The sequence below is a fragment of the Rhizobium sp. BK251 genome (assembly GCF_004345245.1).
Classification (GTDB): domain Bacteria; phylum Pseudomonadota; class Alphaproteobacteria; order Rhizobiales; family Rhizobiaceae; genus Rhizobium.
In genome coordinates, this window is sequence record NZ_SLUQ01000012.1 from 25,958 (window position 1) to 47,304 (window position 21,347).

Genomic DNA, 21,347 nt, shown 5'->3' on the forward strand with positions numbered 1-21,347 from the left:
GTGCAGCGAAGCTTGATCCGACCGATTTTCCAGCAAAACTGCCAATTCCAGGTTTTGACCTGCCAGCGAGAGGTCGCCTGGCTACGGTGCTACCTCGCCCGTCCGATCGCCAATGCAAACAGTCTGGCCTGCCTTTCCGCGAAAGCGCGCGGATTGGTAGGCTTGTCCCCGTCGAGAATGCGGGCTTCGTCGAGCAGGAGCCAAGCGGCATCTTCGCGAAACGCCTGATCGTCCATCGCGGCAATGCTTTTCACAAGTTCGTTCTGCGCATTGATTTCCAGGATCGGCTTCGAAGCGGTCTGTAGCCGCCCTGCCCCCTGCAGCAGTTTCTCGAGCTGTCGATCCGGTCCATGTTCGGAGGCGACCAGGCAGACGGCACTTTCGGTCAACCGACCGGAGACCCGCACGTCGGCAACCTCCTCTTTCAAGCTAGCTCGCGCAAAATCGATGAATGCCGCAACGTCGGGAGAGGCTTCCAGGGCCTGCTCATCTGTGCTTCCCTCGCCGGTGATGTCGTTCAGATCGGCAAGACCTTGGGTGACCGACTTGAAGGACTTTCCCTCGAAATCTGGGACATTCGTCGGCCAGAAATTGTCTACGCCATCTGTAAGGAGAAGGACTTCGATACCTTTGGCTCGAAAACCTTCGAGTTGCGGCGACGATTTCAGTTGGTCCAGACTGGAGCCGCTGATGTAATAGATCGCCGACTGCCCCTCTTTCATTGACGCCAGGTAGTCGGCCAGACTGCGGGTTGTTTCACCGGATAGAGTGCTGCGGCAGCGGGCCAGCTTCAGCAACTGCGAGCGCCGCTCGAAGTCTTCATAAATTCCTTCCTTAAGGATAGCGCCAAACAGGTCCCAGAATTTTGAAAACGTCTCGGGCTCACCTTCGGCCATCTTCTCAAGCGCGGTGAGGATCCGGCTGGTTACGCCCTTCTTGATGGCGCTCAGCACCGGGCTTTCCTGAATCATCTCGCGGGAAATGTTGAGCGGCAGATCCGAGGTGTCGACGATGCCGCGCACGAACCGCAGGTAACGCGGCAGCAACTCGGCTTCGTCGGTGATGAAGACGCGCTTCACGTAGAGCTTCATCCGACCCTGTCGATCCGGATCGAACAGGTCGAAAGGTTGCGAACCGGGGATGAAGGCGAGCGTTGTGTATTCGTGGCGACCCTCGGCGCGGAAATGCACATTGGCCAGCGGCTCGTCATACTGACCGGAGACACCGCGATAAAAATCGTCGTAATCCTGCTTGGATATCTCGCTTTTCGGTTTTGTCCAAAGTGCAGCGCCGTCTGAGATCTGCGACGGTTCGGCGCCGTCTTTCTCAGTAAGGCGGATCGAAACAGGCACATGTCCGGACTGATCGCGAATAATCTTTTCGACCGTCCATTTGCCGGTATATTTCTTTGCGTTCTGCATCAGATGCAGCACGACACGCGTGCCCCTCGCTGGCGCCGCGCCAAGATCGACCGCGACGATGTCATAACTTCCCCTGCCGTCGGACGACCATTTCCAGGCTTGGTCCTGACCGGCACGGCGGGAAATCACATCGACCCGTTCGGCGACCATAAACGAGGAATAGAAGCCGACGCCGAACTGGCCGATCAATTCCGCCTTTTCGCCAGCCTTGGCAGCCTCAAGCCGCTCCATGAACGCCTTCGTGCCGGAGCGCGCGATCGTGCCGAGCGCGTCGATCATCTCGTCGCGGCTCATGCCGATGCCGTTGTCCTCGATGACGAGCGTCAACGCCTCTTCATTGAGGCTCACGAGAATTCCCGGCGGGGTCGAATCCGCCGAGAGCTGCGGCTGGGAAATCGACTCGTAACGCAGCTTTTCGCAGGCATCCGCAGCATTCGAGATCAATTCGCGGAGGAACACATCCTTGTCCGAATAAACCGAATGCACCATCATGTGCAGCAGCCGGCTGACATCGGCTTCGAATGCGTGGTGCTCAGGCTGCCGATCTTCTACTGTCGTCATCGATAATCCCCATTGCGCTGAAATTGCCGGTCAGATGGCTTTTTCACCACCGGATTTCAAGCGCCAATGACAATCCACGCTCAAGGATTTCCGGTCAGCGCATTCATCGTCTATGCAGCCGTAGCCACTGACTTGACCGCACACACGTTTTTCTGCTCGGTATGGTAATCAACTCGCTGCACACTTGGAGGCACGGAACGGGCCCAATCGCATCGAGCGTCCCGGCAAAATACTGGCGCTCGCTACAATCGATGACGAAATCGCAGGAATTGGCGGTATCACGCGGGATTTCGTCGATAGCGGTTGGTTGCGGATGAGGCGGTTTTACGCTCGGCCGGCCTACCGCAGGCGTGGCGTTGGGCGACGGATCGCCCTTTGCGTGCTTGAACATGCGAAACCATTTAATCGCCAGATCGCACTCTATGCCGATGGTACTCAGGCGGGAGCTTTCTGGCCAACCCTCGGATTTGAGCCAATGCGCAGGCAGACGACCCATGTCTTCCGTGGCCATACATAAGCCCAGGGAAAAGTTGACCTAGCAGCGTTGGAATTCGCCGGATGGTGGACAAGCGGTGAGACACGCATCAGTTTAGATTTGTGTTGGCAAAACCTTCGGGCCATACCTCTCATCCCGTCTGGTGGAAAATTCGAAATTGTCTGCAGCCTCGTCCGAGGACTTGTGCTCCTATCGCGGGCAGAAGAATACTCAATTTCTTGGTCTGAGGAGACGAAATGACGATCGAAGTCGTTCATCGAGCAGAACTTACCGTCGTCGGCATTTTGGTTGATGGGTATTGGAACGACCTACCCTCAATCGTCCCGGCGGCATGGCGTAGTCTGTTCTCGCGTGTGAGAGAGATCCCCATAGCAGAGGACCCTCCCCGCTATGTGGAGGTCAGCTTCGAACGGTCCTCAAACCTCTTCCATGAAATGGTTGCTGTCGTGGCGCCGCCTGATTCCGTTGCGCCGCATGGAATGCATCGGGTCACCATTCCGCGCAATCGGTATCTGCATGTTTCATACAACGGACCGCTCGTCGGAATTGCCGATCAGTTTCAGGCAATTTACGACCATGCCTCGCGCACGGGTATCGCAGCGACCAACGTCAAGCTCGACTTCGGGTACGACCCACAGTTCTCGCCCGGAGGGCACGAGCTTTTTGTGGGCCTCGCTGATTTTGACCCGCCGCAGATCGCCGATGGGGAACAGATTGTCCAGCTTTGAGCAGGTGCGCCGTGCCGTTGAAGAGTTCGATCGGAGAACGCCTCTGAACGGCGTGATCCGTGTCGTTCATCGCGATGAGGTTACTTTCGAACAGGCTTTCGGTTGGGCCAGTGCTCAATTGCAGGTGCCGAATACGGTCGAGACCAAGTTTCATATCGCCTCGATCACCAAGATGTTCATCGCCGCCGCCGTCATGCGGCTGATTGATGAAGGCCTCGTGAAGCTTGACGATAGCCCGGCGCGCTATCATGCAGATTTCCAGGCGCTCGATGCCGGCGTAACGATCCACCATCTGCTTTCGAATACGTCCGGCCTGGCCGACATCTACGCAGTCCCGGACCTGCGGCTCGTCGTGGAACAGATTGTGCGCGATGGCCGTCCTCTTAGTGCCTATCTTAGTTCGATGAACCAGGCATTCGTTCCGGGAGAGCGCTGGAGCTACTCCAGCACGAATTTTCTCATTTTAAGCTACGTCATCGAAGTCGTTTGCGGCCAGCCATTCGAAGCCGCCCTTCGTGACCTGCTCTTTGAGCCATTGGGAATGCGGGATACCGGAGAGGACGATCCGTTCAAGGTCAATCCGGGCAGAGCTTACGGCCACGTCAGACAAAACGGTATCGTCTATAACGCTGAAAACGACAAACTCGCACGTGTGACGGGGCCACGGGAGCTCTTCTCAACGGTGACCGATCTCACGCTTTGGAGCCACGCCCTTCTGAACGGCCAGATCTTGTCGCCCGATGCGGAGCGTCTAACCTTCAGGTCCTATGGCACGGTCGATTTCGATCCCAATCTAGGCTATGGGTATGGCTGGTTTTTGGGCAGAAACTTCCGCTTGATTGGCGGGGGCACGCCAGGCTTCCGATCCGAATTCTGGCAATTTCCCGACAAGCAACTGACTGTGATCATGCTGTGGAATGAACAGAGCATCGACTCGCATAAGCTTTTTCGAACTCTAAGGCCATTGTTGTTTGCCTAGCCTTCCGTACCAAATTTCGTAAACGGCGGATGCCCGGCGTGAACCGATTTTCTCCTCCGGCCGGACGTCGTTCCCGTGGACAGAATGCGGGCTTTGCTAGGCCTGCAAAGATTGCCGCAGGTCGAAGCTTTTGTTCTCCAATTTCTCTTCGCAGACAAGCGACAGTGCCGAAATCCCGGCCTCGCTGGCCGCGGCCAAGAGTGCTTGCCTGAATTCTTCAGGGCCGATCTCGCCTATAAGGGCATCCGCGCAAGCCTTGACGGCGATGACGTAGTCCTCGCCGTCATCGAGAGGCCAATCATGAATCAGAACGCGCGCGGCGTCCGCCAGATTGCGGATGATGGTTCGTGGCTGATTATTGCGGACGCGAAGTCCGATCGGCGCAAAGGCCGAATATCTATTCGTCGTCATGCCTTCACCCCAGAGCCTTAAGAGTGGATTCATACACGACCAAGAGCTGGTTGTATCTCACATAGTTAAAACAGCGTTAATTTGCGGAACCGTTTCGTGTTGGCAGTCGTGACCGGAAAATCCAGCTTGCGAATTTGCCGTCGTCGGTCGACGCCCTCCAGAATGGCCGATCCCTAGAGATCGAGTGCATAGCCGCTTTGCGAAACGTGCATTTGATTTCGATCGGGAGAGGCGGTAACTGACGCATCATGTTGACGGCCTGCCGTTTGTGCGGCGTTTGCTGTCGGTAGCAACACACGGGTGCTCCCTGATCAGGTCGAGCGCCCGTTGTGTTTTTGCGTCCAGGGATGAGATGCGACCGGGTGCTTGCGGACCTGAAGCTCACCTTCCAATCGATGCGTGGGCAGCGATGTTCGCATCAATCGCCGACAACACTCGCTGGGTCCTCGCTGGTTGTTGCAGAACGCGGTGTGTGCGTCATGGCGCATTCTCGCTTGTCGCGAGCATCCCCCTACGCTGGCGGATAGTCGATGAGGGATCGATGTGACGAACTCCGCAAATAATTCTCTTGAGATCCCATCGCGTTGAGGATTGCGCCGAGCGTCGCTGTCTGGGGAATCATCCAGAGAACGACCGCTGCCAGTAGGATCACGCAGGGCGAGCGGACCTGGTCCTTGTTAAAACCGAAGACCGCCGAAGCTTCGGCTCATTTACGAACGATGGTCCACCGCGAGGTTTGTTAGCCCCTCCCGTGCCAGAAGCCTCTTCGTCCCTCGCAAAGCGCATCGTGTCGACTAAGCCCAATGTCTCGCAACTGGAAATCTTCGAGTTCTCGGAGTTGCCGCCTTTGACTAGATCGGGCCGGCCAGGTGACAAAGACCAGTTGCATCCATCGTCTGCATCGAGCGTACAGCCTCCCTGGCGATGGCGCAGTATTCAGTTCGGAATCCAATTCCTGCGATGCCGCTGTCTCTACAGCCCCAATCATCGTGATAACCTCATGACCGTCATGTCGCTCTTCGATGTCCGCGACGGAAACACACACAGCAGCAATGATGTAATCGCCGATTTTGCTCGCTACAAACGACTAATTCTGGCTTATATGCGTGAGGAGAACTCACACATGACTTATCGCCGCCTTCCGCCATTGAATGCCGTTCGTGCCTTCGTTTCGGCCGCCAGACATGCGAGCTTCACCCTCGCTGCCGCCGAACTGGGCGTAACGCATGGTGCGGTCAGCCGGCAGGTCAAACAGCTTGAGCAGCATTTGGGCGTCAGCCTTTTCACCAGAGGCATTCGCCAGATCGCATTAACGACTTCCGGGCGGGAACTGTTTGCTGGCATGGCACCGGCGATGGAGAGGATCGCAACGACGGCGGAGGCAGTTGCGAGATCGGCGCCTACCGCCGGCTTGCGGATCAACGTGCGCGCAAGCTTCGCCGCACGCTGGCTGATTCCCCAATTGCCGGGTTTCATCAGGGAGTTCCCTCATATCTCACCCCAGGTGACCACGAGCGACGCGCTGCCAGAGCGGGTTGTGCGTGATAGTTTCGACGTCATAATCCGGAGGGCAACGACAGGGTGGCCGGTTGACCTGCAGCCGCAAGCTTTTTTGTCTGATCGCTCCTATCTGGTTGCGTCGCCGTCATTGCTGGATGCAAAGCCTGTTCAACTTGTAGGCGACCTATCCGCCCACATATTCCTGCACAGCGAGACGCGAGGCGACGATTGGCGCGAATGGTTACGCTTCGCCGGAGCCGCCAATCTCGTACCTGTCGGAGAGTTACGATTCGACCATCTTGACTTCGCGTTGCGAGCAGCGGCTGATGGATTGGGAGTAGCAGTTGGCCCCGCAAGCCTGGTGGCTCAGGATCTCGCGAGTGGACGCCTATGCCGGGTGCTTCCCGACATGGTCAAACCAATCGGAGCCTATCAGGTTGCGCTGGCGGACGTAGACAATGTGAGCGCTATGGCTTTCAAGCAATGGCTTCTGGACGTTTCCCAACTCTCATCTCGACGCGATCTTTGAGCTCTATGCCAAGGCTCAATGCCGTTTGAGGTCTGAAAATGGCGCTTCTGCAGTCGGCGACAGTCAGCCCAAGACGGCAGCGCCAGCCTGTGAGGCCGGCGTTTTCGAAGCAAACCCATCGAATGTCTGCATCAGCAACTGCTGGGCATCGCGTAATTCAAGCGGATTATCGGTTTTTACGAAGTACCTACGGAGCGCGAAGGTAGAGCCTGAGTATACCTTGCGAATGTCTTTAGGCTACCTGTCTGATTGCAGCAGTTTATGGCGCACTTTTCTCATCTGCCCGAACGGATCCACGATGAGGCAAATTTTGCATGGGAGCGCCGTCGAGATGCAAATCGCTCTCGAAGACACGCGCTTCACCAAATCGGTGGCAGCACGGGGGACGGGTTGAAAATCCACCAAAACAGGGGCGAGAAATTTCATTTCGCGTCGGCTCGTTGCTATCTTCCTTCTGTTGTATTTGCCGCTATGTTGCGTTCATGTGGCTTGGTGCTGGAATGGATCGTTCGACCATAGCCGTAGGAGGACTAGCGATATTTTACCTGTCAGCCGCAATGCGTCCTTCATTGCCCTCGCTCACAAATCGCCATGATCCAAACCTTGCTCATTGATGTTGAGGGCACGCTGATCGAAAATGGGGGCGCTGTCGCGGGAGCGCCGGAGGCCATCAGCAAGCTCAAGCGTACCGGAAAACAGGTAAGGTTGCTGACAAACATTAGCTCTCGAGCGCCTGAGGTTGTTGCTGATGAGCTTTGCAATCTTGGCTTCGAGGACATTACGGCACGCGACATTCGAACCTCAGCGACCGCAGCAGTACAATTTCTCCAAAGCGAGTGCGCAAGTTTCACCGATATTCTGTTGCCTAGGGGTGTGCAGCACCTGTTTGGTGATCTCAAGCTCGACCGGATCCAACCGGACTACGTCGTTGTCGGCGATGTCGGCGAAGGCTTTAGCTACCAGACGCTTAACGCTGCGCTCGGATTACTGCTGAATGGTGCCCGCCTCCTAGCGCTTCAACGCAACCTACGATGGCAGTCGCCCACTGGGCATGCTCTTGACGCCGGCGCTTACATTGCTGCTTTGGAGGCGGCGTCCGGCCAGTCCGCAATACTATCAGGCAAACCGTCTTCGGTTTTCTTCGCCGGAGCGCTTGCTGAATTTGGCGGCAAAGCCGCAACGACACTCGTCGTGGGGGACGATCAGGCAACAGATATCCAGGGCGCTTGCGCAATCGGAGCGCGCTCCGCAATGGTCCAAACGGGCAAGGGCCGCTTACCTCGTTCACATTTGCCGCAGGCTGACTTCGTAGTTGATAGCATTGCTGAAATACCTGACCTGCTTATCGCTATTGATCAAAGATTACCGTAACGGGCGATTCAAGCTCCGGGCTGAGGCGGTTGGACGTTACGTCGAGGAGGCCCCACAAACGATCTTTCCTATGCGCCTGTGGTAGCACCTCGACGTCAACTGCGCTGCGCGGTGGAGTTTGCGATTCTTGCGCAAGCTCAGGCGAAGTTTCAACGCCGCGAGAAACAACGACCGGATGCGGAGGAGTTCTAGCAAAACACTAAGGTCTTGATGAGAATCGAACCACCGCCCCGCGTGTAATTTCTCGTTCGCAACATCGATACAAGAGCAATGCTTGCATAAGTGGCCACCGCCTTGCGATGACAGTGGCCGCCGTTTCTCCTGAGGCGCAACTTCCCTCGAGGTCACCGGTCGGTCGAGAAGGATGCGTTAAACAGAAAGCTTGCAGGCGGCAAAGAAGTAACCAAACGGAAGCCGGGCTCATCGCCCGGCTTTTCCGCAGCGGTCATCCGCTCTCCGACCTTGCAATATCAGATGAAAGCCATTGATGATGTATCGCGTCTGGAGACGACTTGGGAAATACTCCCTTCTCCTCATCGTTGGAGCGCTCAGCGCGTTGATATGGGCGAATGTATCCCCGACAACCTACCACGCACTCATCGATTATTCTTTTTGGCAGTCTGCGCCGATAGGAGCGGTTGACGTCTCATCCGCAGAACCGCCGTCACACCAGCTTAGCCTTCATTTCCTGATCAATGACGTGCTCATGGCATTGGCCGGCAAGGAGGTGTGGGAGGCTGTTGCTCTCAAGGGCGGAGCGCTTCGCGGCAAGAAGGCGTTGACGCCATTGATCGCCACCGCGGGCGGTATGCTTGGTCCGGCGTTCGTCTATCTTTCAGGTGCCGCAGTCATCGGCAAGATGGCATTGCTGGCGCGTGGCTGGGCCATTCCAACGGCGACGGATATCGCATTTCCTATCTGGTCGGTCGCCTGATATTCGGTGCGCGTCATCCAGCCGTGACCTTCCTGCTTCTTCTGGCGATCGCCGACGACGCCGCGGGGCTCGCCATTCTGGCCATCTTCTACCCTCAGGGCGACCTGGCGCCGGCGTGGCTTCTTTTGTCAACGTCGGCTGCGCTTGCGGTCTATTTCCTTGCCAACCGCCTGCCCCGCATGCTTGACGCGCGGCGTTCAGGCAAAGACGCATCGACCTGGGTGCGAAACCGTCTCTCCTTCTGGCCTTATGCTGTTGCCGGCGCGATCAGCTGGTACGGCTTCCATCAGGCCGGCATTCATCCGGCACTCGGCTTGCTGCCCATCATCCCGGCCATACCGCATTCCGACATCGAGTTCGGGATTTTTGCGGAAGCGGAAGGACAACGGGCAGATTTGCTCAACGTTATCGAACATGCCCTCAAGGGTCCTGTTCAGATCGTCCTGTTTCTGTTCGGGTTGGCAAATGCGGGGGTCGAGTTTTCCGCCTTCGGAGAGGCAACCCTGTTGGTAGCGGCGGGGCTCATCATCGGCAAGCCGCTCGGGATTGCAATCTTCGGCTTTATCGCAGCCCATCTCTTGGGCCTCGGCCTGCCGGCGGGCATGGGTTTCAAGGACCTTATTGTCCTTGGCTGCGTCGCGGCAATCGGTTTCACCGTTTCCCTGTTCGTCGCAAGCGTTGCTTTTCCAGCCGGCGACATTCAGGATGCGGCAAAGATGGGAGCACTTTTTTCGTTTGCCGCGGCTTTCATTTCGGTCGCAGCAGGTCGCCTCTTTGCGATCCGAAGACGTCAATAAGCCCTGACTAAGTCATGCTCTTGATGAGATCCTAATCCTCGACCCCATTACTGCTTGGGGCTGACGAAAGCGGCAGGGCTTTGACTTCGACAAGAATAGCCAGCAGTTCAGCGCTCGAAACGTTCCAGCATCTTCTTTAACTGAGCATTCTGCAGTCGGAGCTTGTTCGCCAACTGGGTCCGGAGTGCGTTGATCTCGTGGTCCAGGTTCGTCATCTCATCAGCATCGGAGGGAACGGTTGGAGAGACTTGTGAAATGACCTCCGCAGTTTCAACCGTTTTTGCGCGAGTCCTTGGTTTGGGGACCGCAGCCTTGGAAGTCTTATCGACCTTCGCAGCAGTAACACCGACATTAGGTAAGACTGGGTCAGCGGCTGGCGCGATCCTGGCACGATCGCTTTCCACACTATCCAGAGCCTCGTCGCGGGTTTCGCCGGATTGTTCAGGCTGTGCCGGAACCGCATCGGATCGATCGACGGCCTGCGGTTGTTCGCCTGGAGGCTGATCGGCAATATGGAAGTTCTCCTCGACTGCGGTCTCGGTCGGACCAGCGATTGCCAGTGCCCCTGGCACTACCTCTTCGTTCGAGCGATCGTCTTGCTTTGGCTGGCGCCGCGGCGACACAAGTCGGGTAAGGAATTTCCAGGGAGACGCCATTCATTCGACCTTGCGTTTAACCGGCATGCCGCCTGCGGGCTGACGCTCTGGTAGCGTCAGTGACCGCTGTCACTTACCCCTCATGATAACCATGGGAATGCGGTCAGCGATTGGCCGCCAGTTGTTTCTCAATCGAGCTTCAGACGTCTACGCAGATCCGCGTTTTCCGCGCGGAGCTTTTCGGCCAGCAGCTTGCGCAGCTTCTGGTTCTCTTCTTCCAGCTGCAGGAGATCCGCCATCTCGTCACCCGCTTCTGCTACCACTGGCGACACGGAAGGTGCCGTTGGTGCGGCTGGGTTCGCCTGGACGGCCTTCGGAGCGCGTTTCACCGATGCGCTCTTTGTGGAGCTGGCGCTGTCGACTGACTTGGTCTTGCGTCCGCGATTCTGCTTTTCGGGCCCGCCGGTCGAATCGACGGCTGGTTCGGCTGCACCATTAGCCGAGGCGGCCTGCGGAGCAGCATTTTTCCCACGAGGTCTGCGCTGCTTCTTCGCTGCGGCTGGCAATTCCACAATGGCCGGCGCATCAGAATTGGTCATCGTATCGATTTCGTCGGCCATGATTGTCTCCTCTGTCACGCTTGTAGTTGTGTGCTACCCAACCGATGGTGTCAACAAGGGCATTTCCGGCGCGGCTTTTGATCGAGACGTGCCGCTATCGGACGTTTTCACCGCGTGGGTATCCGGCGCGAAGGGCATTCCGTCTTCCTCGACATCGCGGGCAAGGGACTTGAGATCCATTACCGTTGGCGCCGGCTTCGGCAGCACGGTCGGATCACTGCTCGGCACCAGCATCGCGCTCGCCGCGATCCTCGGCATGGCCGGGTATTTTGCCGGCGTCGTACAGGCGCCGATGACCGCTTTCGTCATCATCCTGGAAATGACTGGCGACCACCAGGCCGTCATCCCGATCGTGGCAGTCTCGATGATCGGCTACATGATCTCGCGCATTCTCTCCCGCGAACCGCTCTATCATGGCCTCTCGCGCGCCTTCATCGCGGCGTCGATCCGGGCACGGCGGCCTGCGGAGAAGGAACCGGAATCAACTCGAACGTGATACAGACAACCCACGGCCATGCGCGACTATCTCACTGACCGGTATTCTACTCGCCGCGAACATGACGGCTCCTAGACGATCTTCGATCTGTTCACCGGGCTCGCGGCGGACTACCACGGACGTCCGACAACTCAAATGAACGAGGACGGATCGACGTCCCTGTGCATCGTCATGAATGCACTCGACAAGCAAAGGCGGCGACAAACCTCGAAGTAGCTCTCGCAGCGCCTTCGGGAGCGACACAGATCATATGGAGGAGCACACTATGGAGGCAGTGAAGCGAAAAGGCAGTTGTTCCTGCGGCCAGCTTTCGATCAGGGCCGAGGGAGAACCCGTCAAGATCTCCGCCTGCCACTGCCGGGAATGCCAGCGACGCACGGGCAGCGCATTCGGGGTGGCGGTCTTCTTCGACAGGGAGAAGGTGGCGGCTTCCGGAGCCTCGAATAGTTATAAAAGACTGGGCGACAGCGGAAGATCGATCGAGTTCAGGTTCTGCCTGGCCTGCGGGTCGACGGTCTATTGGATGCCGGAGTTCCGGAAAGATCTCGTCGCGGTCGCATTGGGATGCCTTGAAGAGCCGTCTTCCATGGTTCCTACGCAGAGCGTATACGAGGAGAGTCGCCTGAGATGGGTGGGGTTCGACCTGCCCGGCAGAGACTGACATTCCAGCGAGTCCTTGACTGATGCCCGGCTCCGCTTGCCCAAGCAGCGCGACCGCTCGCAGTATTGTCATTTTCCTCACGTCAAAAGTTGAATTAATATCACGGCATGATATTTTCAGCCGCAGCGATAGGCCTGAAGGTCCTTGGGTTCATTACCCCTGCCTTCCTTCGCCGACCGGACGCCCCGAGGACTGACGCGCGTGAGCTCGTGGCTGTGAGCCTTCTGCTTGACGAGTGGTGCAGACGTTCGGCGGTTAACCGAAGCGATCCGACGGCTTATGCCACAATTGCAAGGATCGTCGCGCTCCGAGAGGCCGGAAAAACCATCGAAGAGGTGGGGTCCGAGATAATTTCGGAAACTGCGTCGGAGGCCGAAGACATCGAAAATGGCAAACAGATGCAAAAATTCGACCTGGTCGATAGCCGAACCGCCTCGGCCTATCCGGGGCACGTCATCGTCGTCGCGGGCGACGACGTCAGGACAACCGGCAAACTCGTAATCAAAGGCCAACCTCACCAAAGCGAAGCGGAGCCGCTCGAAACCGCAATCCACCACGCCCTGCTGGTCAGGCAGAGGGACGCGTTGCCGATTGCGGTGCAAGACGATCTGGGACTGTGGCCTTCAAGGCTCGGCCACCTTGCCCTCTGGCCCCCTAACGGCGCTTGCAGGCGGCATCGCGACACATAGGTCTGGCAGATGTGCGTCAGTAAACCGTCGCCGAGGGCAATGCGTTGATCTTGGTCGACGCCACGCCGATGAAGGTGCCGATCAGCAGCGGGGCGGTGGCAACCGCTGCGACGGAGAAAAGCGTCGCTCTGAACCAGATCTGCCGCCGCGCCAGAACCGATATCGACCATGGCGTCCCCTTCTTCGAGACAAGATCAGATAGCTTCGAGGGATAGAAAGGCAACCTCGCAGATGTTTCGGGCCTGGAATTGAGCTAGAGATGGCTCGTTCGACCGCTCAACGTCTTTCGGCGGCACTTGTCCAACGCGTTTACGACGGCGCAAAGGCTATCGGCGACGCCCTCGTCCAGTCCGTCGAGAAACCGTCCGACATAATCCGCCGGCCAGCCGGTGAAGACGTCGAACACCGTCCAGGTGCCATCCCCTTCGACCCGTACGCCGAAACGATTGGTCTCAGATGGCTGCATTCCGGGTCTGCGGTTTCCAAACACGATGTAATTTTCTCGCGACGTCACGAAATAGGCACAGTCTTTTTGCCACCATCAGGAGAATATGGTCCGCGAGTGATAAGTCGATGCCCGGTGCTTTGCACTGTCTTCGGCATCGGTGGCACTCGCGAACCGTTCTCCTGACGTGGTCCGTCATTTATATCACATCATGACATTTTGGAAGGACTAATCAATGCCTCGATCGGGACGCCGGACATCCGGCCTGGCTGACGACGTCTATGATGGCCTCGCAGGCTTCCGGCTCGCCATGCGGCGGTTCCTGTCGTTCAGCGAGGCGGCGCTTGCCGAGGCGGGGGTGACCTCCCATCAATATCAGGTTCTGCTCGTCGTCCGGACGGCGCCCGGCCGACAGATCAAGCTTCGCGATCTCGCAGGACAGATGCTGATGCACCACAACGGCGCGGTCCAGCTCGTTGACCGCATGTGTTCGGCAGGTCTGACAGAGCGGATACCCGCCGAAGACGACAAGCGAAGCGTACTGATCGGTATGACGCCGAGGGGTGAGACAGTTCTTGAAGCTCTGGCGAAGATCCATGTCGACGGTATGCTCGAGAATGAACCACTATTGGCAGAATCCCTTGCGCGACTGCGACAGGTGACCGAACTCGCCTGAACGGCGTCACCATTTTTTGATCGCAGTGTGCTTGACCTCTCATTCTCATTTTGTATCATGTCATGATATAAAAACAGAGGAGAACAGCTATGCAAAATGGCGAAAGTGGCTGGTCCGGATACCGGCCTTCCAAGACTCTCTGGAGTTGGTCGATCGTCGGCGCCTGCGCCCTGACGATGGTGCTCGGCTTCACCTGGGGCGGCTGGACGACGTCAGGCAGGGCTAAGGTCATGACCGAGATTGCCGTCCGCAACGCGAAGGCGGATCTGGTCGCGAGCATCTGCGTCCATAACTTTGTCACCGCGACCGACGCCGAGCATAATCTCAAGGCCCTGCAGGCAAAGTCTTCGTGGCAGCGCGACGACTATATCACCCAAGGCGGCTGGGCGAAGATCGACGGGATCGACGGAACCGTCACGAATGCGGCCGATACCTGCGCCGACCAGCTCCTCAAGATGAAGGAACTACCGCGATCGGGAGGAGATGCGGCAGTGACTGACAGCTAGGCATCGACCGGGCGTGATGAGATCACCTGGTTGGCGCGAGGCCCGTCCGAAATGATTTCGGACGGGCCATTTTCTTTGAAACAGCCCCTACCGTCCGGCGGCCAAGGCCTCTTGCAATGCCAACAGTATCTCCTTGGTCATGAGATGTGCTGCCATCAGGACAGCTGGAGACAACGGCCGTCCATCGCGAGCGTCGCGACAGACCTTGAGGAGGCCGACAAGCTCCACTGGGTTCTCGATGAAACCATCCAGCGCCTCTTCGACGTCCTTGGGGAACTGCGGTCCGACATTGGAGGCCAACTCGCCGTCCTCGTTCAGAACTCCTCGTTCGATCAGAATGATTTCAAGCCGGCCCACCCAGAGACCGAGTTCTGCGCGTCTGTCGATCATGTTATCGCCCCTCGTTTACGCGAAGACGCGCATCCCTTCTGGCGGCGAGCGGCGCCCGCCTTCGCGAATCGTCCTCAGGTACTCAATCACGCTACCGATCAGTTTCGGCTGGGCAGGCTTCGATATCAGACCGATGACTTTTGACAGATCGGTGACGATCATTTCCGCGTTGGCGGTAACCATGACCACCGAGACGCCGAACTCGTTCGCGAGGTACTGCGCAATCCTCGGTCCGGTGGCTCCGTCGCGAAGGTTGACGTCGACCAGGGCGATGGTCGCAAACGGGGCGAGCCGCTGAGCGCTTTCGAAACTATCGGCAATTCCCACGACCTCGTAGCCGGAGCTCGCCACCATATCCTGAACGTCCGCGGCGATCAGCGCGTCGTCCTCCACGACCAGAATCTTTTCCAAAAGCCGCTCGCCTCCCCAATCGTTCATGCTGCATTCAGGATTGACATTATGGGCGAAGGGTTAAAGAATGTCATCACATGATACAAAGGAGCGAACCAATGACCAAGAGCGCCATCCTTTCCGCCGTGTTCGCAAGCTATGTCGCAGTCATGTTCGCCATCGCATCGATCCCCGGTGAGCCTTCGTCCGAAGTGTCTCAAGCTGCGGCTATATTGACCTCGAACTGATCGTGGGATGTGCAAAACACTGGGCGGGAGGCCGCGTTGACGGTTGATCATGTCCCCTGACGTCAAACTCTTCCTGGCGGGTGTCGCTCTGTTCGTCGCCGCAATCTGGGGCGGCGCGATCTACGCCCTCTTTCAGATCTAACCGCAATTTTCATCATCACGTGATATATTCTAAAGAGCTTGGAACCGCACAGGCGCCGGGTCCATTACTCCTTTGAAGGAGTTTTTATCATGCCGCGTTCCCGACAAGAACAGAGCCCTCTCCCATCGGTGATGGAACCCAGATACGATGTTGCAAGCCTGCGGCGACGCTACGACATCGACCGACACGAAGCGGAGCGCCTTTTGCGAAGGTTTGGGAATTCGAAGCACGAACTCGACCTGCTGCTTTCGGGAAAGGGGCGAACCCCGACGCACCGGCTTCGAGAAGTCGCGACGCCCGATAACAAAGCGGCGTTTGGGATCGGTTGAGCCCTGCTTCAGTTGCAGCGAGCGACCCGCTCCAAGGCAGCCGATACTCCTGACAGCGAATAGTCGTAGCTGGTACGCGTTCCTCTCGCCGAGGTCGCCTGCAAGGTCATCTGGCTTCCGGATCGAAGCGCGTTGATGAATTCAGGTTCCCGCGCCGCGTCCGCGACCCAGGCGGTATTGTCCTTTACGAACATCTTGAACTTCTTCCCGCCAACTGAAACCTGCACCGGCGATCCGGCCCGCACTGGGTAGCCGAGGACCGCCTCTGGCTCGTTGCCGCCACCTTTTTCAGCTGGCGCGATAAGGAAATAGTTCTTTCCGTGATCGACGTCGGAGGGTCTGGATTCCTTGGGCACCGACAGCGCGTAGCACACGAGCTTTCCATCTCTTTTGAAGGAGTAGACGCCCCAGTCGCCGGTCTGGGAGACCATTCTGGGCGCAGCCTGGGCGGTGAGGGGAATCGATAAGGCGATGAGGAGACCGACAAGTTTCTTCATTATTTTCCTTTCATCAATTCAGATCAGGGTTCACGACGCACCGTGGAAGGTGAGCTGCCCGCACGCTTTCCGCGCAGGAATCTGACCTGTTCGGAGGTGACGCTCCCATTCACGACAACACCTTCCCAGATCCGGTTACCAAGCTGGCAGGTGACCAAGGATCCGTCGCTCCCGGTCGCGGAAGTCGTCGAAACCGAAACGAGGTTCTGCAGACGGTAGCGTTGGAATTCTTTTCTCGAGAGGCCCAAGCGGTCCGCAAGGACCTCATCAGTCGGCAGACGCCGGGGATTGGTTGGATCTGACACGATGACGTCAAGCTCCGGTCACAACAATATCACATCGTGATATAAATCATCGAGCGACGCCGTTTCAACCCTTTTTGGAAAAGAGAAGCCCTGTCGGTGACGACCGCGGCATATTGGTGAGCGACGGCTACACCGCATGGCGCACATTCCATGGCGCAACCCATGTCGGCGCTTGGCCCATTGCCCCGGCGGCGCGCGTGGTACTGGTGCCCGCGTGAAGCCGTTCGTAGAGGGACTTCTGGTCGATGCCCATCCGCTTGAAGATCGCTTCGAGCTTCCTAACCTCGTCCGCGTGCAGGTCACCGTCGGCCGATGCGAGTGACACGAGTTCGGAGGCGATCGCCTGGCGGGCGCTCTCGGGCACATGTGTGGACGAGTTCCTCCAGGGTAATCAAGTGTTCGGCCAATTGGCCCTCGCTAAAAATTGGCGGGCGCTGCACCTCCTTGCCGAACTGCGTGACGGTTCGGCGACACCGGTCGCCTAGCAGTCTCTGCATCCTTAAGAAAAACTCCTTGGACAGAACCGAAACTGGTGTCGAGCGGGAAACCATCAATGCCATCAACCATCTTCCAGGTCGTAAAGAAACGGCTTCACCGCCCCGGTTCTGTCGGGTTCTGCTGCTAAGGCGTTGATGATCAATTAGAGCTCGGATTTTGAAGTCACGGTTCGACGCCTAGAGCAACTCCATAGGGCCAAGTTCGAGCTCGAATGACCCTTCCTTATCCAACACGTTCCTCTGTACCTCTGCAGGCGAACGGGGTTAAACGCACGCGAACAGAGAAGTCAGCAGCGCCGTCGCAGCAAAACAACGGCGCCCGCGCATCGTCAGGGCTGCGCCTTCACCGGCAGCCGGAAGGGAGCGCCGAGCCGGTTGAAGGCGTTCATGGCCGCGATGGTGATTGTGAGATCCACCAAATCTTTAGGCCCGAAAACTGCCGAAACAGCAGCATAGGCTTCGTCGGATGCATGCGTCTCGCTGACAAGCGTCACCTCCTCGGCCCAGGCCAGCGCTGCGCAGTACACCTCTGAGAAAAGGTGCGGGACCTCTTCCCATACAGGAACCAAAGTAACTTTGTCGGCCGCCATGGTCTTCAGCAGATCGCGGGTGTGGAGGTCGATACAATGGGCGCAGCCGTTGATCTGCGATACGCGCAAGAACACCAGATGGATAAGTTCCTCAGGCAGGTTCGTGTTGTGCGTGACATAGTGATGGATGCCGAACAGGGCCTTGGCTCCAGCGGGTGCTACCTCGTACCAGTTGAGGCGCGTGGTCTCATTCATGATGGTCTCCTTGAATTGGCGCCAACAGGCGGCGCTGCTCGGTTGACGACGCGGCGATAGGAGGCGTGACATCTCCACCTGATTTTATTTTTTGCGGGCGCCATGTCACACTCGCGCGATCTGGCGCGTCCAGACGCGAGGCGGTCGGGTGCGGGAAAGTGGCATGGGGCAACACGGTGCGAACAAGACAGATAGGACTAACAAAGTCGGTGAGGCGGCGATGGCCAATGAAGCGAGCTCTTGTACGTCGCTTGGAGATGAAAGAGTCATAGAATTCGCGCGAGAGAGTAAGCGCCTGCTGCGCCTAGGCCGACGGATGCTGGGATCGATCACTGAAGCGGAAGATGTGCTGCAGGATGCGTGGTTGCGCTGGGAACGCGTTGAAGACGAAGTCCGCACCCCGACCGCCTATCTCACGCGCATCGTCACCCGGTTATGCCTGGATCGGTTGAAGTCCGCGCGAGCGCGCCGCGAAATATACGTCGGCCCATGGTTGCCGGAGCCATTGGTCGAGCCGCTTGATACGCATGAAACCGTTGCTGACGATGTAACTGTGACACTGATGTTGGCGTTGGAGCGACTTTCGCCGCTAGAACGGGCAGCCTTTCTGCTCCACGACGTGTTCGACCTAGCGCTGACCGAGGTTGCCGTCGTACTTGATCGTGAGCCGGCCGCCGTTCGGCAACTTGCTTCGCGCGCACGCAAGAATGTACAGAACGCACGATCACGGTACAGCGTGGGGCCGGAAGAGGCTGACGGAATTGCGCGTGCTTTTTTTGCTGCGTCGCGTGATGGCGATGTCACCGCACTTTCGACGTTGCTTGCGCGCGATGTCGAGATCCATAGCGACGGCGGCGGCAAGGTGCTGGCATTCCGGGAAGTCATTCGCGGCCAGGAGCGCGCACTGCGACTGTTCGTTTCCGCTCAGCGGAAGGCAGCAACTACGCCGACCTTGCTGCGAACCGCGATTATCGACGGCTTACCAGGATTTGTAAGCCTTGATCCCATCGGCGTTTTACAAACGACAGCTCTGGGCATTCGCGACGGAAAGATCTTCGCGATCTATATCGTCAAAAACCCGGATAAGCTGACGCATGTAAACGTTTAGACCCGCCGCCGCAGCGCCATCTGCGAATGGGCGGCCTCGCGCGCAATCGCAATCTCTGCTGCGCGGCCAATTCCGGAGTAGCCGCCCGTCACAGGAGTTTTGCGTCCCGCCAATTTTCCCGATGCTTGGCTGCGGATTGGATCGTGGCGAGAGAACATCACCAACCGATCCATGTTCATGAGCGCGCTGCTAGGGGATGAACCGCCCAAGAACAGGACTCTTGCAGATGCAACGGACAGAACGATCGACTAGACAAAGCTTCTCGCTGGAGAGCAGGCTTCTTAACCAAAGGCAATCAGTCAATGACTTCATGCTCTTGAACGGGAGCGAACTTACGGCCCCATCCATGAGATGGTCAACTGGCTGAATCCACGACAATTTCTTGGAGAGCCGACAATTACCGCGAGTGGTCGAATATATCCTCTTATTTGCGATCAGAGCTGTGAGCGCCAGCCGGTCGTGAAATTCAAAGCCGTCAGCATCTCAAAGCTGTCGCACCAGCGCACTTCGAGATCGTTGCAAACATCCGGTATCCTGCGATTTGCCCGTTTTGTACTCGGTTTGGACGCCTCGACTGTCACGACGATACGGTCGGCGCGATGTGCAAATGCATGGGCAATCAGGAATGGGTCACGGCCAACCTCGATAATCTCGGCGTCGTTGAGGTCGGGCGCATACTTTTCGATAACGGTCTGAACGAGAGCCGGATCGACATCCTGATCCAGCTTAAGGGCGTCATAATTGTCACCCTCATTCAACCATTGCGCCAGTTCCGAACCCTCGGTGATTTCCTCAAGGATTTCGACCGGAATTTTTAGCTCGCCGGTCTCGCCCATATGGACAAGCCAGTCCCAGAATTCGGGAACGCGCTGAATCGGGTAGTAAAGATTATGCGCCGTAATAAGGACGTTCGCGTCGAGAAGATACAAACCGCCCCCTTAAGCCACGCCGTCGGTCAGCGAGAAGACGTTATTCGGCTTCACGCCGAGGATCGCCGCCGCCTTGGAAGGCGACAGGGCTCCGTCTGCAAGCATCCGCTTCGAAAGACTCAGAAGGCGATTGCCGAGCCTGTGGCGACGAACGAGATAGTAGCTCGGCCCACCTTCGTTTTCACGCGCGCGTGCTCTTTGAGCTGCTTTGTTGTTGAGCCACTGCTTCCGGAAGACAGCCGTGACGGACGACCACATGGCTTGGTCGATGATCCCTTCGCGGTAGAGCTTGTAGGCGACCATCGAATGGCTGACCTGTCGTGGCTCCGCGATTTCGGCAATACGCGCAATCACGACGTCCTGGCGCGCTCTGCGCAACGCAACCTCGCCGGCGATCTCGGCAGAAGGCAGCAGAATACGACCCGCCACATCATTGCAGAAGGTTTCAATAGTCGATGTCGGCCGGCCGCCGCTCACACCTGTCTGGCCGAGCCAGATATGGGCGAGTTCGTGCAGCAACGTGAACGACCATGCCTGCTCGCTGTCTTGGTCGTTGATCACAACGAACGGCGCGACTTTGTCGGAAAGCGCGAAACCTCTGAACAGCTCGACATTGAGAGCGCTGTGGTGACTTCCCAGATTGCCGATCAACAGCACGAAAATCCCCGCGGCCTCTGCGTGTTCGCGCAGATAGGCAAACCCTTTGGACGTGCCTCGACCATTACCGGACCGGAAAGACTGGAGGCTGAGACCCAGGCGCTCGCTGATCGCCGTGGCCAAGCCTTCCGCTCCACGGCGAATATCATAAGAGGCCACGAAATCGAGTCGTTCGGCCTCTTCCTCGCTCTCGAGCAATGAGCGCACCATTTCCTGACGAGCGCGAACTTCGCGCAACAGCGTATCTACCAGCGCCACATCGCGCCGCGCATATTCATCGGGAAGGGTCCTGAAATCTTCCCCACGCGCAGCGCGTGCCGGCGGTTCAGCAAGATAGAAGGTGAGCAGCGGGCGCCGGTATTGTGTCGACATCCTGATCAGCTGCGAACGGGTCGGCTCGAGCTGGCCGTCTTCAAGCATGGCAAGCCGATCGCTGCCCGCAATACCGCGTACATCGCCAATACCGAGCTTATCGGCAGCATCTTCTACACTGAGCCCCGCGGTCTCGCGCGCCCAACGCAGGATCAATGGGTTGACCTTTGGCACCTTTCACCTCTGCTCACGCAAACCGTTACTTCGTTCAGTTTGATCATGCAATCGTTACGAAAGATATAGGTGCCGGGCTAGACCGCAGCCACCCCTATCCGAATAGCA

Annotated in this window: 27 protein-coding genes and 1 pseudogene; 14 read left to right on the plus strand and 14 right to left on the minus strand. The window is 57.7% G+C overall.

Annotated features, from left to right (window positions below; all coding sequences use genetic code 11):
- Positions 1-89: 89 nt before the first annotated feature.
- The gene (gene htpG, locus EV286_RS26850; protein ID WP_132960318.1) at positions 90-1,982 is read right to left on the minus strand and encodes a molecular chaperone HtpG; all 1,893 of its coding nucleotides are present in this window, start codon (positions 1,980-1,982) and stop codon (positions 90-92) included.
- A gap of 184 nt (positions 1,983-2,166) precedes the next feature.
- On the opposite strand from htpG, the gene EV286_RS26855 reads away from it, so the two are divergent.
- The 3 genes from EV286_RS26855 to EV286_RS26865 all read left to right on the plus strand — a co-directional run bounded on the left by EV286_RS26855 (position 2,167) and on the right by EV286_RS26865 (position 4,185).
- Positions 2,167-2,499, plus strand: a complete 333-nt coding sequence (locus EV286_RS26855) for a GNAT family N-acetyltransferase (RefSeq protein ID WP_132960320.1) — start codon at positions 2,167-2,169, stop codon at positions 2,497-2,499.
- Between the two features lie 215 nt (positions 2,500-2,714).
- The gene (locus EV286_RS26860) at positions 2,715-3,206 is read left to right on the plus strand and encodes a GyrI-like domain-containing protein (protein ID WP_132960322.1); all 492 of its coding nucleotides are present in this window, start codon (positions 2,715-2,717) and stop codon (positions 3,204-3,206) included.
- Positions 3,193-4,185, plus strand: coding sequence for a serine hydrolase domain-containing protein (locus tag EV286_RS26865; protein ID WP_207909934.1), 993 nt, complete (start codon positions 3,193-3,195; stop codon positions 4,183-4,185). Before EV286_RS26860 ends, EV286_RS26865 begins: the two co-directional genes overlap by 14 nt.
- Positions 4,186-4,281: 96 nt before the next feature.
- On the opposite strand, the gene EV286_RS26870 is transcribed toward EV286_RS26865, so the two are convergent.
- Positions 4,282-4,596 carry a DUF982 domain-containing protein gene (locus EV286_RS26870; protein WP_132960326.1) on the minus strand — a complete coding sequence of 105 codons (315 nt, stop codon included), beginning with the start codon at positions 4,594-4,596 and terminating at the stop codon, positions 4,282-4,284.
- A gap of 1,000 nt (positions 4,597-5,596) precedes the next feature.
- Between EV286_RS26870 and EV286_RS26880 the strand changes: the two genes are divergently transcribed.
- From EV286_RS26880 to EV286_RS32805, 4 genes are all read left to right on the plus strand, one after another.
- Positions 5,597-6,625, plus strand: coding sequence for a LysR substrate-binding domain-containing protein (locus EV286_RS26880; RefSeq protein WP_132960330.1), 1,029 nt, complete (start codon positions 5,597-5,599; stop codon positions 6,623-6,625).
- Positions 6,626-7,216: 591 nt separating this feature from the next.
- Positions 7,217-7,996, plus strand: a complete 780-nt coding sequence (locus EV286_RS26885; protein WP_132960332.1) for an HAD hydrolase-like protein — start codon at positions 7,217-7,219, stop codon at positions 7,994-7,996.
- 490 nt (positions 7,997-8,486) lie between these two features.
- Positions 8,487-8,930 carry a Na+/H+ antiporter NhaA gene (locus EV286_RS32800; protein ID WP_281041121.1) on the plus strand — a complete coding sequence of 148 codons (444 nt, stop codon included), beginning with the start codon at positions 8,487-8,489 and terminating at the stop codon, positions 8,928-8,930.
- A 23-nt stretch (positions 8,931-8,953) separates the two neighbouring features.
- Entirely contained in the window at positions 8,954-9,727 is a 774-nt protein-coding gene (locus tag EV286_RS32805) for a Na+/H+ antiporter NhaA (protein ID WP_281041116.1), read from the plus strand.
- A gap of 107 nt (positions 9,728-9,834) precedes the next feature.
- On the opposite strand, the gene EV286_RS26895 is transcribed toward EV286_RS32805, so the two are convergent.
- Both EV286_RS26895 and EV286_RS26900 read right to left on the minus strand, forming a co-directional pair.
- Positions 9,835-10,383: a hypothetical protein gene (locus EV286_RS26895; RefSeq protein ID WP_132960334.1), complete on the minus strand. Its 549-nt coding sequence runs from the start codon at positions 10,381-10,383 to the stop codon at positions 9,835-9,837.
- Positions 10,384-10,511: 128 nt separating this feature from the next.
- Positions 10,512-10,943 (minus strand): transcriptional regulator, encoded by a 432-nt coding sequence (locus tag EV286_RS26900; RefSeq protein WP_132960335.1) that lies wholly within the window; start codon positions 10,941-10,943, stop codon positions 10,512-10,514.
- A gap of 175 nt (positions 10,944-11,118) precedes the next feature.
- On the opposite strand from EV286_RS26900, the pseudogene EV286_RS26905 reads away from it, so the two are divergent.
- The 3 genes and pseudogenes from EV286_RS26905 to EV286_RS32325 all read left to right on the plus strand — a co-directional run.
- Positions 11,119-11,439: pseudogene (locus EV286_RS26905) on the plus strand (chloride channel protein); the annotation flags it as partial.
- 274 nt (positions 11,440-11,713) lie between these two features.
- On the plus strand, positions 11,714-12,100 hold the full coding sequence (locus EV286_RS26915) for a GFA family protein (protein WP_132960455.1): 387 nt from the start codon (positions 11,714-11,716) through the stop codon (positions 12,098-12,100).
- 215 nt (positions 12,101-12,315) lie between these two features.
- Positions 12,316-12,789: a hypothetical protein gene (locus EV286_RS32325; RefSeq protein ID WP_207909935.1), complete on the plus strand. Its 474-nt coding sequence runs from the start codon at positions 12,316-12,318 to the stop codon at positions 12,787-12,789.
- 16 nt (positions 12,790-12,805) lie between these two features.
- Here EV286_RS32325 and EV286_RS26925 read toward each other — a convergent pair whose 3' ends face one another.
- Both EV286_RS26925 and EV286_RS26930 read right to left on the minus strand, forming a co-directional pair.
- Positions 12,806-13,012 (minus strand): hypothetical protein, encoded by a 207-nt coding sequence (locus tag EV286_RS26925; RefSeq protein WP_132960336.1) that lies wholly within the window; start codon positions 13,010-13,012, stop codon positions 12,806-12,808.
- A 30-nt stretch (positions 13,013-13,042) separates the two neighbouring features.
- Positions 13,043-13,255 (minus strand): hypothetical protein, encoded by a 213-nt coding sequence (locus EV286_RS26930; RefSeq protein WP_132960337.1) that lies wholly within the window; start codon positions 13,253-13,255, stop codon positions 13,043-13,045.
- 214 nt (positions 13,256-13,469) lie between these two features.
- On the opposite strand from EV286_RS26930, the gene EV286_RS26935 reads away from it, so the two are divergent.
- Together EV286_RS26935 and EV286_RS26940 are read left to right on the plus strand one after the other, a co-directional pair.
- Entirely contained in the window at positions 13,470-13,910 is a 441-nt protein-coding gene (locus EV286_RS26935; protein WP_132960338.1) for a MarR family transcriptional regulator, read from the plus strand.
- Positions 13,911-13,999: 89 nt separating this feature from the next.
- Positions 14,000-14,416 (plus strand): hypothetical protein, encoded by a 417-nt coding sequence (locus EV286_RS26940; RefSeq protein WP_132960339.1) that lies wholly within the window; start codon positions 14,000-14,002, stop codon positions 14,414-14,416.
- Positions 14,417-14,503: 87 nt separating this feature from the next.
- Here EV286_RS26940 and EV286_RS26945 read toward each other — a convergent pair whose 3' ends face one another.
- Both EV286_RS26945 and EV286_RS26950 read right to left on the minus strand, forming a co-directional pair.
- Positions 14,504-14,806 carry a hypothetical protein gene (locus tag EV286_RS26945; protein WP_132960340.1) on the minus strand — a complete coding sequence of 101 codons (303 nt, stop codon included), beginning with the start codon at positions 14,804-14,806 and terminating at the stop codon, positions 14,504-14,506.
- A 15-nt stretch (positions 14,807-14,821) separates the two neighbouring features.
- Positions 14,822-15,244 carry a response regulator gene (locus tag EV286_RS26950; RefSeq protein ID WP_132960341.1) on the minus strand — a complete coding sequence of 141 codons (423 nt, stop codon included), beginning with the start codon at positions 15,242-15,244 and terminating at the stop codon, positions 14,822-14,824.
- Between the two features lie 71 nt (positions 15,245-15,315).
- Between EV286_RS26950 and EV286_RS32810 the strand changes: the two genes are divergently transcribed.
- Positions 15,316-15,444 (plus strand): hypothetical protein, encoded by a 129-nt coding sequence (locus EV286_RS32810; RefSeq protein ID WP_281041117.1) that lies wholly within the window; start codon positions 15,316-15,318, stop codon positions 15,442-15,444.
- 479 nt (positions 15,445-15,923) lie between these two features.
- Here EV286_RS32810 and EV286_RS26960 read toward each other — a convergent pair whose 3' ends face one another.
- The 3 genes from EV286_RS26960 to EV286_RS26970 all read right to left on the minus strand — a co-directional run bounded on the left by EV286_RS26960 (position 15,924) and on the right by EV286_RS26970 (position 17,999).
- Positions 15,924-16,412, minus strand: coding sequence for an invasion associated locus B family protein (locus EV286_RS26960; RefSeq protein WP_132960342.1), 489 nt, complete (start codon positions 16,410-16,412; stop codon positions 15,924-15,926).
- A gap of 432 nt (positions 16,413-16,844) precedes the next feature.
- Positions 16,845-17,081 (minus strand): hypothetical protein, encoded by a 237-nt coding sequence (locus tag EV286_RS32140; RefSeq protein WP_165932958.1) that lies wholly within the window; start codon positions 17,079-17,081, stop codon positions 16,845-16,847.
- A gap of 462 nt (positions 17,082-17,543) precedes the next feature.
- A complete protein-coding gene (locus EV286_RS26970; RefSeq protein WP_132960343.1) occupies positions 17,544-17,999 on the minus strand; it encodes a carboxymuconolactone decarboxylase family protein in 456 nt (151 codons plus the stop codon).
- A gap of 220 nt (positions 18,000-18,219) precedes the next feature.
- Here EV286_RS26970 and sigJ point away from each other — a divergent pair, with 220 nt between their 5' ends.
- Positions 18,220-19,107 carry an RNA polymerase sigma factor SigJ gene (gene sigJ / locus EV286_RS26975; RefSeq protein WP_132960344.1) on the plus strand — a complete coding sequence of 296 codons (888 nt, stop codon included), beginning with the start codon at positions 18,220-18,222 and terminating at the stop codon, positions 19,105-19,107.
- On the opposite strand, the gene EV286_RS32815 is transcribed toward sigJ, so the two are convergent.
- The 3 genes from EV286_RS32815 to EV286_RS26990 all read right to left on the minus strand — a co-directional run bounded on the left by EV286_RS32815 (position 19,104) and on the right by EV286_RS26990 (position 21,239).
- On the minus strand, positions 19,104-19,286 hold the full coding sequence (locus tag EV286_RS32815) for a hypothetical protein (protein WP_281041122.1): 183 nt from the start codon (positions 19,284-19,286) through the stop codon (positions 19,104-19,106). The genes sigJ and EV286_RS32815 overlap by 4 nt on opposite strands.
- Positions 19,287-19,541: 255 nt before the next feature.
- Positions 19,542-20,036 carry a DUF4411 family protein gene (locus EV286_RS26985; RefSeq protein WP_132960345.1) on the minus strand — a complete coding sequence of 165 codons (495 nt, stop codon included), beginning with the start codon at positions 20,034-20,036 and terminating at the stop codon, positions 19,542-19,544.
- 9 nt (positions 20,037-20,045) lie between these two features.
- A complete protein-coding gene (locus EV286_RS26990) occupies positions 20,046-21,239 on the minus strand; it encodes an XRE family transcriptional regulator (protein ID WP_132960346.1) in 1,194 nt (397 codons plus the stop codon).
- Positions 21,240-21,347 lie beyond the last annotated feature (108 nt).